Origin of the sequence: Mycobacterium sp. TY815 (assembly GCF_030755135.1) — a bacterium.
Lineage (GTDB): Bacteria > Actinomycetota > Actinomycetes > Mycobacteriales > Mycobacteriaceae > Mycobacterium.
The window spans coordinates 3,224,109-3,235,781 of the sequence record NZ_JAUFRX010000001.1 but is presented as its reverse complement, the minus strand read 5'-3'; the positions used below and the strand labels follow the sequence as shown (position 1 = coordinate 3,235,781).

The window sequence follows — 11,673 nt, the reverse complement described above, 5'->3', positions numbered from 1 at the left end:
TCGTCGCATAGCGGCAGCCGGTGGCTGGCGACGACAGTTCTGGGACAATGGTCGGCGTGTCCGTCACGCCGATCTCCCTGACCCCCGGTGTCCTCGCCGAGGCCGTCGTCGACCTGGGCGCGATCGCGCACAATGTGCGCGTGCTCCGGGAACATGCCGGAAACGCCCAGGTCATGGCCGTGGTCAAGGCCGATGGTTACGGCCACGGCGCCACCCGGGTCGCCTACACCGCCCTGGCCGCCGGCGCCGCCGAACTCGGTGTGGCCACCGTCGAGGAAGCCCTCGCGCTGCGAGCCGACGGCATCCTCGACCCGATCCTGGCCTGGCTGCACCCGCCCGGCTTCGACTTCGCCGCCGCACTGCAGGCCGATGTGCAGATCGCGGTCTCGTCGGTGCACCAACTCGAGGAGCTGCTGGACGCGGCGCGCCGAACTGGTGTCACGGCGACGGTCACCGTCAAGGTCGACACGGGTCTCAACCGCAACGGCGTGGCCGCAGCGGATTTCCCCGCCATGGTGTCCGCGCTCAAGCAGGCCGTCGCCGACGAGGCCATCACCCTGCGGGGACTGATGTCGCATATGGTCTTCGCCGACTCCCCGGAGCAGGCCATCAACGACATCCAGGCCCAGCGGTTCCGCGACATGCTGGCCTTCGCCGCCGAGCAGGGGGTGCGGTTCGAGGTGGCACACCTGTCGAACTCCTCGGCCACCATGGTCCGTCCCGACCTGACGTTCGACCTGGTGCGTCCCGGCATCGCGGTGTACGGGCTGAGCCCGGTGCCTAGACTGGGCGACATGGGTCTGATTCCGGCGATGACCGTCAAATCCCCTGTCGCACTGGTCAAGTCGATCAAAGCGGGGGAGGGCGTGTCCTACGCGCACACCTGGATTGCGCCCCGCGACACGAACCTGGCACTGATACCGGTCGGCTACGCCGACGGGGTGTTCCGGTCATTGGGCGGACGCCTGGATGTGCTGATCAACGGTCGGCGGCGCCCCGGGGTGGGGCGGGTCTGCATGGACCAGTTCGTCGTCGACCTCGGACCTGGCCGGCCCGACGTGGCCGAAGGCGACGAGGCCATCCTGTTCGGACCCGGTACCCGGGGTGAACCGACCGCGCAGGACTGGGCCGATCTGATCGGGACCATCCACTACGAGGTGGTCAGTGGCATCCGGGGCCGGATCACCAGAACGTATCGCGAGGTCGACCCCGTTGAGCGCTGACGACACCCACCGCACACCCAAGGGCAAGGCGTGGCTTGCGGGAAGCGCCGGGCTGACCGCGGTGGCCACCCTGGTCGGCGCGTCGGCGCGCAAGACGATCATCGAACGCGCTTCGCTGGACGACGATCCCTGGGCGGACGAGGATTTCGAGCGACTCGACAGCGATCGCGCGCAGGTGGTGACGACCTCCGACGGCGTACCGCTGGCCGTGCGTGAGGCCGGGCCATCCGACGCCCCCCTGACCGTCGTCTTCGCGCACGGATTCTGTCTTCGGATGGGCGCCTTCCACTTCCAGCGGATGGCCCTGGGCGAGGCGCTGGGCGCCCAGGTGCGCATGGTGTTCTACGACCAGCGGGGACACGGTCAGTCCGGCGAGGGCGATCCGGACTCCTACACACTCACCCAGCTGGGCCGGGACCTGGAAACGGTGCTGCAGGTCATGGTCCCGCGCGGTCCGATCATCCTGGTGGGCCACTCGATGGGCGGCATGACGGTGCTCTCGCACGCCGGTCAGTTCCCCGATCAGTACGGCCGCCGGATCGTGGGAGCGGCGCTGATCTCCTCGGCGGCCGAAGGTGTCACCCGCTCACCGCTGGGGGCGTTCCTGAAAAACCCGGCGCTGGACGCGGTCCGGTTCACGGCCAAATCGGCGCCGAAGCTGATGCACCGGGGACGCAACGTGTCCCGCTCCCTGATCGGGCCGATCCTGCGGGCCGCGTCGTACAGCGACCTTCAGGTCAGCCGCAGTCTGGACGCGTTCTCGCAGCGCATGATGAACGGCACCCCGATCGCCACCCTGGTGGGCTTCCTGCGCGCCCTGGAGACTCACGACGAGACCGCGGGCTTGTGGACGCTGCTGAAGATTCCGACCCTGATTGCCTGCGGTGACCACGATCTGCTCACCCCCGACGAATACTCCCGGTTGATGGCGGCCTCGCTGCCGCAGTCGGAGTTGGTGATCGTCCCCGGAGCCAGCCACCTTGCACTGCTGGACAAGCCGGACACCATCAACGACGGGTTGATCCGGCTGGTCGAACGAGCGCAACCGGACAAGCTGACTCTGCGCTACCGGCGATTCGGTGAACGGCTGCGGCGGCGGTTGCGGCGCCGTGGGTGACGGTGGGAAGGCCACGCTGGAGCACGTCGAGGACACGGTCGCGCTCGGATCGAAGCTGGGCGAACAGCTACGTGCCGGGGACGTGGTGGTGCTCTCCGGCCCGCTCGGGGCCGGTAAAACAGTGCTGGCCAAGGGAATTGCCGCGGCAATGGATGTCGACGGACCGGTCACGTCGCCGACCTTCGTGCTGGCGCGGGTGCATCGGGCACGGCAGGCGGGCCGTCCGCACATGATTCACGTCGACGTCTACCGGCTGCTCGACCAGCATGGCGCCGACCTGCTCGGCGAGCTCGACTCGCTGGATCTCGACACCGATCTCGAGGACGCCGTCGTGGTGGTGGAGTGGGGAGAAGGACTGGTCGAACGCCTTGCCGAGCGCCACCTCGATGTCCGGCTCGAGCGCGTCCCCCATTCCGACGTGCGGATGGCCGGCTGGGAGTGGGTGAGCCCATGATCGCGCTCGCACTGGACACCTCCACCCCGGCCGTCACCGCGGGCATCGTCAGAGTCGACGACGTCGCGACGCTGGCCCGGCGGGTCACCGTGGACGCGCGTGCGCACGCCGAACGACTCACGCCCAATGTTGTTGCGGCGCTTGCCGATGCAGGCCTGGCGATGACCGACCTCGACGCCGTGGTGGTGGGCTGCGGACCCGGTCCGTTCACCGGCCTGCGGGCCGGCATGGCGACCGCCGCGGCCTACGGGCACGCACTGGGTATCCCGGTACACGGCGTGTGCAGCCTGGACGCCATCGGCGTACTCACCAGCGGCGAGACGCTGGTGGTCACCGATGCCCGCCGCCGGGAGGTGTACTGGGCGCGATACCGCGACGGGCTTCGCATCGATGGCCCGGCCGTCAATGCACCGGCCGACGTCGACCCGGGTACGGCAGCGGCGGCGGCGGGCTCGCCCGAGCATGCGGCACTGGTCGATCTGCCGCATTGTGAACCGGTGTATCCGACCCCCGCCGGTCTGGTGCGCGCGGTGCCCGACTGGTCCGCCATGCCCGCACCGCTGGTCGCGCTGTATCTGCGTCGCCCCGACGCCAAGCCGTTGGCGGCGCGCCAGTGACAGCCCATCTCGAGCCCGTCACCATCGGTCCGCTGAACTACGCGGATGCCCGCCGGTGTGCCGAACTGGAGGCGCAACTGTTCGACGGCGACGACCCATGGCCTGCCGTCGCATTCGAACGCGAATTGCACAGCAAGACAAATCATTACGTTGGCGCGCGCAGCGCCGGCACGCTCGTCGGCTATGCCGGCATCTCCCGCCTGGGCCGGGTGGCGCCGTTCGAGTACGAAGTGCACACCATCGGGGTGGACCCCGTCCACCAGGGCCGGGGCATCGGCCGCCGGTTGCTCACCGAACTGCTCGACTTCGCGGAAGGGGGAGTGGTGTTCCTGGAGGTCCGCACCGACAACGAGGCCGCGATCGGTCTCTACCGCAGTGTGGGGTTCGAGCAGATCGGGCTGCGCAAGCGGTACTACCGGGTCAGTGGCGCCGACGCCTACACCATGCGGAGGGACGCTCAGTAGATGACGATCATCCTTGCCATCGAAACCTCTTGCGACGAAACGGGTGTCGGGATCGCACGGCTGGACGCCGACGGGTCCGTCGCCTTGTTGGCCGACGAGGTGGCATCCAGTGTCGACGAGCATGTCCGGTTCGGCGGAGTCGTGCCCGAGATCGCGTCCCGGGCACATCTGGAAGCCCTCGGGCCCGCGATGCGCCGCGCGCTGGCGACGGCGGGATTGGAAAGCCCGGCCAGACCAGATATCGTCGCGGCCACCATCGGGCCCGGGCTGGCCGGCGCCCTGCTGGTGGGAATCGCTGCGGCCAAAGCGTATTCGGCAGCCTGGGGGGTGCCGTTCTACGCGGTCAACCACTTGGGTGGACACCTGGCCGCCGACGTCTACGAGCACGGCCCACTGCCCGAGTCGGTCGCCCTGCTGGTGTCCGGTGGGCACACCCACCTGCTGCACGTCCGCTCTCTCGGAGAACCGATCGTCGAACTGGGCAGCACCGTCGATGACGCGGCCGGTGAGGCCTACGACAAGGTGGCGCGCCTGCTGGGCCTGGGCTATCCGGGTGGCCGAGTGCTCGACGAGCTGGCCCGCACCGGTAACCCTGAGGCGGTCGTCTTTCCGCGTGGCATGACCGGGCCGCGCGACGATCCGTACGCGTTCAGCTTCTCGGGCCTCAAGACCGCGGTGGCCCGCTATGTCGAGAGCAATCCCGACTTCGTGCCCGCCGATGTGGCCGCGGGCTTCCAGGAAGCGGTGGCTGACGTGCTGACCCGCAAGGCGGTCCGTGCGGCGACCGAACTGGGAGTGTCGACCCTGCTGATAGCCGGTGGGGTGGCGGCGAACTCGCGGCTGCGTGAGCTGGCTACCGAGCGCTGCCGCGACGCCGGCCTGACGCTGCGGATCCCCAGGCCGCGTCTGTGCACCGACAACGGCGCGATGATCGCATCATTCGCCGCCCACCTGGTGGCCGCGGGCGCCGCTCCGTCACCGCTGGACGCGCGCAGCGACCCGGGGCTGCCTGTGGTGCAGGGACAAGTCGGTTGATGTTCGCTGAGCGCGTAGAAGCACCGGGGCACCCTTGAGTGCTAGCACTCTCATGTATAGAGTGCTAGGTGGCAGTCGGACGACCCCCGTGTCGGCACCCGCGACGACGGCGCGAGGGACTCGGACGAATGCCACATCACCTGGTAATTCGGACGGTGCGGGGCAGTCCCGGGCCGACCGCCAACTCCGGTCAGGGCATACGCTCCGGACCCGATTCAACTAGTGGAGGGCTCCAATCGTGGCGAAGGTCAACATCAAGCCACTCGAGGACAAGATTCTCGTACAGGCCAACGAGGCCGAGACCACGACCGCATCCGGTCTGGTCATTCCCGACACCGCCAAGGAGAAGCCCCAGGAGGGCACCGTCGTCGCAGTCGGCCCCGGCCGTTGGGACGAGGACGGCGAAAAGCGGATCCCGCTCGACGTCGCTGAGGGTGACACCGTCATCTACAGCAAGTACGGCGGCACCGAGATCAAGTACGGCGGCGAGGAATACCTGATCCTGTCGGCACGCGACGTGCTGGCTGTCGTTTCCAAGTAACACTGGTCGTTTTTCAAGTACGGCAACGTGTTCCGCCCCGGCGATCCCCGCGCAAGCGCGGGTGATATCCGGGGCGGGATGCGTTACGAGCCCGGCTAAGGAGCTTCATGAGCAAGATAATTGAGTACGACGCGACAGCGCGTCGTGCGATGGAAGCGGGCGTGAACAAGCTCGCGGACGCGGTCAAGGTGACGCTTGGGCCCGGTGGCCGTCACGTGGTGCTGGCCAAGGCTTTCGGCGGACCTCAGGTGACCAACGACGGCGTCACCGTCGCACGCGAGATCGACCTGGAAGACCCCTTCGAGAATCTCGGTGCGCAGCTGGTGAAGTCGGTCGCCACCAAGACCAACGACGTCGCAGGTGACGGCACCACCACCGCGACCGTGCTGGCCCAGGCCCTGGTGAAGGGCGGGCTGCGGCTGGTCGCCGCCGGTGTCAACCCGATCGCCCTGGGCTCGGGCATCAGCAAGGCCGCCGACGCGGTATCCGAAGCCCTGCTGGCCGCCGCGACCCCGGTGTCGGGCAAGGAGGCCATCGCCCAGGTGGCGACGGTGTCCTCGCGCGACGAGCGCCTCGGCGACCTGGTCGGCGAGGCCATGAGCAAGGTCGGTCACGACGGCGTGGTCAGCGTGGAGGAGTCCTCGACGCTCGACACCGAGCTCGAGTTCACCGAGGGTGTGGGTTTCGACAAGGGTTTCCTGTCGGCCTACTTCGTCACCGACTTCGACGCTCAGCAGGCCGTGCTGGAAGACCCGCTGATCCTGCTGCACCAGGACAAGATCAGCTCGCTGCCCGACCTGCTGCCCCTGCTGGAGAAGGTCGCCGAAGCGGGCAAGCCGCTGCTGATCATCGCCGAGGACGTCGAGGGTGAGGCGCTGGCGACGCTGGTCGTCAACTCCATCCGCAAGACGCTCAGGGCGGTTGCGGTCAAGGCGCCATTCTTCGGCGACCGCCGCAAGGCATTCCTGCAGGACCTGGCCATCGTGACGGGCGGCGAGGTGGTCAACCCCGACACCGGCCTGCTGCTGCGCGAGGTAGGGCTGGAGGTGCTGGGGTCGGCCCGACGTGTGGTGGTCAGCAAGGACGACACGATCATCGTCGACGGCGCCGGCTCCCAGGACGCGGTCGCCAACCGGGTCAAGCAGTTGCGCGGCGAGATCGAAGCCAGCGACTCCGATTGGGACCGCGAGAAGCTGCAGGAGCGGGTTGCCAAGCTGGCCGGCGGCGTGGCCGTCATCAAGGTCGGCGCCGCCACCGAGACCGCGCTCAAGGAGCGCAAGGAGAGCGTCGAGGACGCTGTCGCGGCGGCCAAGGCCGCGGTCGAGGAGGGCATCGTCCCCGGCGGCGGCTCGGCACTGATCCAGGCACGCCACGTGCTCGAGTCGCTGCGCAACGAGGTCAGCGACGACGAGAAGCTCGGCGTGGACGTGTTCTCCGAGGCGCTGGCAGCTCCGCTGTATTGGATCGCGACCAACGTCGGCCTCGACGGTGCTGTCGCGGTCAACAAGGTCAGCGAACTGCCAACCGGGGAGGGTCTGAATGCCGCCACCCGGTCCTACGGCGACCTTGCCGCTGCCGGCATCGTCGACCCCGTCAAGGTGACGCGCTCGGCGGTGCTCAACGCCTCGTCGGTGGCGCGGATGGTTCTCAGCACCGAGACGGCCGTCGTCGACAAGCCGGCCGATGAGGACGACGACCACGGCCACGGCCACGGTCATCACCATCACTGATTAGTTCGACGGCAACACCCCCGGATCCTGTTGGGCCGGGGGTGTTTTCGTTGTGGCGACGTGCGCGTTCCGCGAGATTGAATCCACGCACCCACATCTCGGTGTGTCGTGTGCGTGAAGTAAGTGTCGCGCCAGGCGGCCGAGACCGCAGGCGTTACGTCACTGGGACGTCGGCTGAATCGACACCAGTCGAAACCAGCCGGGGTTCGCGTCGTCGGGCGTGAACCGCACCACCAGCACGTCCGGCGGGAACTGGGCGGCGATGTCGTTGAGAGTCCGGGGCAGGAACGCTCTGGACTTGGCCTCCCCGTACCAGTTGGGATTGGACGGGTCGACGGGTCCGACACCGTCGATCTCGGTGTCCCAGCGCTGAATCGCGGCGGGCGGCGTCGCCCCGAACCCGGTGGATTTCAGGTACGCGTCGGCCAGCCCGCTCAAGGTGATTGCTGTCCCGCCGCCGACGGGTTTACCGGTGATCGTCCCGTCGCTCACGTTGGCGGTCACCGATGCCAGCCGCACGGTGCAGACGTTGTCGACGACGGCGGGCGGCGCACAGAAAGCGGGTAGCGGGGTGCCGTGGGCTACGGCAGTGTTCAGCACGGCCGGAAACGACAGGACTGAGAGGGCGGCGCCGAGAGTGGCTGCTGCACGACTGCGGGTCGACATCCCTGCACTGTATATAGGCTGCGGACATGCAGTCATTGCGGCAAGCGCGGGAGGCCGCGAACGCGCAATCGGCGGCACTGTCCCACGGGGTCACCGCATACCACGTCGCCGGTGACGACGGTCCGTGGGTGGTGCTGGTGCACGGCCTGGTCACCCCCAGCTACGCGTGGGAGCCGCTATCGGAAGCCATTGCCGCGCAGGGGTTTCGGGTCTTGCGCTACGACCAGTACGGTCGTGGGCTGTCCGACCGGCCGCGCGTCGCCTACGACCTCGACCTGTATGTGGGTCAACTGCGCGAACTCGCCGACACCCTCGGCATCGAGCGCACGCATCTGATCGGGTGGTCGATGGGCGCCCTGATGGTGACGCGCCTTGCCGCGGAGTGCCCCGAGCGCGCCGAGAGCATCGCGCTCATCGCCCCCGGCCTCTATGCGAGTGGATCAGTCAAGGTTGCGGCCCAGCAGTTGCTGCGCTTGCCAGGCGTCCGCAAGCTCGTCGCCTCGCGCGTCGGCGACGTCATCGACCGCTTGCCGCAGCAGCACATGAGCCGTCCGGAGCGGTTCCCCGACTACAGCGAACGCGCCAGGGAACAGCTTCGCTTTCCCGGTATGGCCGAGTCCTTCGCCTCGACGGTCGCCAACTACCCTGCTCGGGCCGGGGACCAGTGGGCCGGTGTGGGAGAACATCCGCGCCCAGTGCTGGTGGTCTGGGGCACCGATGACGCCGTCACCCCGTATGCGAACAGGGCGCAGGTCCAGCGGTTGTACCCCCGCTCGGAGTTACTCGCTGTCGAGGGTGCGAGGCATGCTCCGCACCTGGACCATCCCGAGATCGTCCACCCGGCGATCCTGCGGCACCTGGCAGCGGCGCGGAACCGGTCCTGACGAGGCCGCTTCTGCGTCCAGACTGTGATCGTCCCGGCATGATGCCGATGAATTTTCCTGCCGGGGTATGTCATATCCAGCGTGCCGTCTTCGTAGACATCATGACGGGCAGCCAGACCGGGCCGCCCGCGGAGTTCAAGGAGCATGTGATGCCGCAGTATTTCCTGGCCGTCAACCACGATGCCGCCGACACCGCCGCGATGGCGGAGATGAGCATCGAGCAGATGCAGCCGATCTTCGAGGCCGTCGACGCGTTCAACAACAAGCTGCAGGCCGAGGGCGCCTGGGTTTTCGCCGGCGGCTTGACGGCACCGGAGTCGGCCACGACGGTCGACAACACCGGTGACAAGCCCATCGTCACCGACGGTCCCTACGCCGAGTCGAAGGAGTACCTGGGCGGATTCTGGATCATCGAGGCCGCCGACCTCGACGCCGCCCTGGACTGGGCGAAACAGGGGTCCAAGGCCTGCCAGGGCCGGGTCGAGGTGCGGGCGTTCCAGGAGGGTTGAACGAGCGCGTGGACGCGATCGAGCGGGTGTACCGGGAAGAGTACGGGCGGGTGGTCGCCTCGCTGGTGCGCCGCTTCGGTGACATCGATGTCGCCGAAGAGGCGGCCGCCGAGGCGCTGGTGGTCGCCCTGGAGCGCTGGCCCCGGGACGGACTTCCACCGAATCCGGCCGGCTGGCTCACCCGTACCGCGGCCAACAAGGCGATCGACCGGATCCGCCGCGAGTCGCACCGCGCCTCAAAACACCTGGCGGCAGCCATGATTCACGATGACACGCCCCATGAATCGACCGGGTCGGTCGACGACGACCGGTTGCGGTTGATCTTCACCTGCTGCCATCCGGCGCTGGCCCCCGAGGCGCGGGTGGCACTGACACTGCGACTCCTGGGCGGGCTCACCGTCGGTGAGATCGCCGGGGCGTTCCTGGTGACCGAGACGACAATGGCCCAACGAATCAGCCGGGCGAAGAAGAAGATCGCCGATGCGCACATCCCGTACCGCGTCCCCGCGGCCGCGGACCTCGGTGACCGGGTCGCCGCGGTGCTGGCCGTCATCTACCTCGTCTTCAACGAGGGTTACCTGGCGACCTCCGGATCGGCGGTGCGCGACGATCTGACCGCCGAGGCGATCCGGCTCGCCCGGATCCTGCGCGGGTTGCTGCCCGGCATACCGGAAGTGACGGGTCTGCTGGCGCTGATGGTGCTCACCCAGGCCCGCCGCGCGAGCCGGATCGCCGACGGGGAACTGGTTCCGCTGCACGAACAGGACCGGAGCGGATGGGACGCGGACTTGATCGCCGAGGGACATGCCCTGGTGCGGGAGTGCCTGGAGATCAACCGACCCGGCCGATACCAGCTGCTGGCAGCGATCAACGCCGTACACACCGATGCCCCGATTGCCGCCGACACCGACTGGTCGCAGATCGCCGCCCTGTACCGACAGCTGTTGGCTCTTGATCCAGGCCCGGTGGCCGAACTCAACTACGCGATCGCCGTCGCCGAGCTTGACGGCCCCGCGGTGGCGCTGGCGCGGGTCGACCGGCTGCCACCGACCATGCAGCGTTACCCCCCCTTTCATGTCACCCGCGCTGAACTGTTGCGTCGCCTTGGGCGGTCGCGCGAGGCCCGGGCGGCGTACGACGCCGCCCTCGCACTCGTCGACAACCCGGCCGAGCAGGCCTACCTCACCAGGCGGGCGGCGGGGCTACCGTAAGACCGTGGTTTGGCAACGTCCGTCGCCGCGGGTGCGTGAGTTGATGCGGCAGGGAGCACGGATGGTTCTCGATGCGCCCCCGGAGTTGCTCGACGAGTTCGACCGGGCAACGATGGCGGCGAACCCGTCGGTGGCCGAGGACCCCGTGCTCGCCGAAGCCGCCCGTCGCAGCGTCCGGTCCAGCCTGATGCATTGGGCTGCAGCAAATGTGAGCGATCCAGGCGCCCCGGTGCCGGCCAATCTCGGTCCGGAGCCGTTGAGCATCGCCCGTGACATGGTGCGCCGCGGGCTGGAACCGTTCACCTTCCGGCCCGCGCAGACCATTGGCTGGCAGATCTGGATGGACACCGTCTTTCGGCTCACGTCGGATGCCGAGGAGTTGCGCGAGCTGTTCGACGTGTCGTTCCGGTCCATCAGTGACTTCCTGGACGCCACGTCCGACGGCATCGCCGCCCAGATTCGGCAGGAGCGGGAGGAACTGCTGCGCGGCAGCCAGGCCGAACGCCGTGAAGTCACCGCACTCATCCTCGACGGCGCCCCGATCAGCCGGTCACGAGCCGAGAGCCGGCTGGGCTACGCGCTCAATCGCAGTCATACGGGTGCGGTGATCTGGACGGACGAACCCGACGGCGACCTGAGCCGGCTCGACCGCCTCGCCGACGCATTCGGCCGCGCGGCCGGCTTCTCGCGTCCGCTGACCGTGACCGCCAGTGCGGCCGGCCGGTGGGTGTGGGTGTCCGACGGACTCCCGGACGTCGAGCACGTGCATCGGGCAGTCGAGGACATCCCCGGGACGCGCATCGCCATCGGCACCCCTGCCGACGGAATCGAGGGTTTCCGGCGCACCCACCTCGAGGCGCTGACCGCCCAGCGCGTGGTGGTGGGGCTGCGTTCCGAACAACGGGTCGCGTTCTTCGCCGATGTCCAGCTGATCGCGCTGATCACTCAAAACCTGCAAGCGGCAGACGATTTCATCAAGAACACGCTGGGTGATTTCGAGTCGGCCAGCCCCGAACTGCAGCACACCGTGCTGACCTACATCAACGAACAGTGCAGCATCGGGCGCACCACCAAACGTCTTTACGCGCACCGCAACACGCTGCTGCGCCGACTCGACCGCGCCGAGCAACTGCTGCCGCGACCCCTCGAGCACAGCAGCGTCCATGTCGCCGTTGCGCTCGAGGCGCTGCAGTGGCGCGGAAAGCCGACCGCCTAGACCGCG

General features: G+C 68.3%; 13 protein-coding genes. 12 read left to right on the top strand and 1 reads right to left on the bottom strand.

Annotated features, from left to right (window positions below; translation table 11 throughout):
• Window positions 1–56 precede the first annotated feature (56 nt).
• From alr to groL, 8 genes are all read left to right on the top strand, one after another.
• Window positions 57–1,223 (top strand): alanine racemase, encoded by a 1,167-nt coding sequence (gene alr / locus QXK92_RS13825; RefSeq protein WP_306242165.1) that lies wholly within the window; start codon window positions 57–59, stop codon window positions 1,221–1,223.
• Between the two features lie 52 nt (window positions 1,224–1,275).
• Window positions 1,276–2,340, top strand: coding sequence for an alpha/beta fold hydrolase (locus tag QXK92_RS13820; protein WP_306244419.1), 1,065 nt, complete (start codon window positions 1,276–1,278; stop codon window positions 2,338–2,340).
• A complete protein-coding gene (gene tsaE, locus QXK92_RS13815) occupies window positions 2,333–2,794 on the top strand; it encodes a tRNA (adenosine(37)-N6)-threonylcarbamoyltransferase complex ATPase subunit type 1 TsaE (protein WP_306242164.1) in 462 nt (153 codons plus the stop codon). The genes QXK92_RS13820 and tsaE overlap by 8 nt, the downstream gene beginning before the upstream one ends.
• Window positions 2,791–3,411 carry a tRNA (adenosine(37)-N6)-threonylcarbamoyltransferase complex dimerization subunit type 1 TsaB gene (tsaB, locus tag QXK92_RS13810; protein ID WP_306242163.1) on the top strand — a complete coding sequence of 207 codons (621 nt, stop codon included), beginning with the start codon at window positions 2,791–2,793 and terminating at the stop codon, window positions 3,409–3,411. The genes tsaE and tsaB overlap by 4 nt, the downstream gene beginning before the upstream one ends.
• The gene (gene rimI / locus QXK92_RS13805; RefSeq protein WP_306242162.1) at window positions 3,408–3,875 is read left to right on the top strand and encodes a ribosomal protein S18-alanine N-acetyltransferase; all 468 of its coding nucleotides are present in this window, start codon (window positions 3,408–3,410) and stop codon (window positions 3,873–3,875) included. The genes tsaB and rimI overlap by 4 nt, the downstream gene beginning before the upstream one ends.
• Window positions 3,876–4,910: a tRNA (adenosine(37)-N6)-threonylcarbamoyltransferase complex transferase subunit TsaD gene (tsaD, locus tag QXK92_RS13800; RefSeq protein ID WP_306242161.1), complete on the top strand. Its 1,035-nt coding sequence runs from the start codon at window positions 3,876–3,878 to the stop codon at window positions 4,908–4,910.
• A gap of 238 nt (window positions 4,911–5,148) precedes the next feature.
• Window positions 5,149–5,451 (top strand): co-chaperone GroES, encoded by a 303-nt coding sequence (groES, locus tag QXK92_RS13795; RefSeq protein WP_011739140.1) that lies wholly within the window; start codon window positions 5,149–5,151, stop codon window positions 5,449–5,451.
• 107 nt (window positions 5,452–5,558) lie between these two features.
• The gene (gene groL / locus QXK92_RS13790; protein WP_306242160.1) at window positions 5,559–7,181 is read left to right on the top strand and encodes a chaperonin GroEL; all 1,623 of its coding nucleotides are present in this window, start codon (window positions 5,559–5,561) and stop codon (window positions 7,179–7,181) included.
• A gap of 159 nt (window positions 7,182–7,340) precedes the next feature.
• Here the strand turns inward: groL and QXK92_RS13785 are convergent, their stop codons facing one another.
• Window positions 7,341–7,847, bottom strand: coding sequence for a hypothetical protein (locus QXK92_RS13785; RefSeq protein ID WP_306242159.1), 507 nt, complete (start codon window positions 7,845–7,847; stop codon window positions 7,341–7,343).
• 26 nt (window positions 7,848–7,873) lie between these two features.
• Between QXK92_RS13785 and QXK92_RS13780 the strand changes: the two genes are divergently transcribed.
• The 4 genes from QXK92_RS13780 (at window position 7,874) to QXK92_RS13765 (ending at window position 11,667) form a co-directional block, all read left to right on the top strand.
• On the top strand, window positions 7,874–8,731 hold the full coding sequence (locus tag QXK92_RS13780; RefSeq protein WP_306242158.1) for an alpha/beta fold hydrolase: 858 nt from the start codon (window positions 7,874–7,876) through the stop codon (window positions 8,729–8,731).
• A gap of 149 nt (window positions 8,732–8,880) precedes the next feature.
• Window positions 8,881–9,240, top strand: coding sequence for a YciI family protein (locus tag QXK92_RS13775; RefSeq protein ID WP_306244417.1), 360 nt, complete (start codon window positions 8,881–8,883; stop codon window positions 9,238–9,240).
• On the top strand, window positions 9,237–10,451 hold the full coding sequence (locus QXK92_RS13770; protein WP_306242156.1) for an RNA polymerase sigma factor: 1,215 nt from the start codon (window positions 9,237–9,239) through the stop codon (window positions 10,449–10,451). Before QXK92_RS13775 ends, QXK92_RS13770 begins: the two co-directional genes overlap by 4 nt.
• A 4-nt stretch (window positions 10,452–10,455) precedes the next feature.
• The gene (locus QXK92_RS13765) at window positions 10,456–11,667 is read left to right on the top strand and encodes a CdaR family transcriptional regulator (protein WP_306242155.1); all 1,212 of its coding nucleotides are present in this window, start codon (window positions 10,456–10,458) and stop codon (window positions 11,665–11,667) included.
• The last annotated feature ends 6 nt before the right edge of the window (window positions 11,668–11,673 follow it).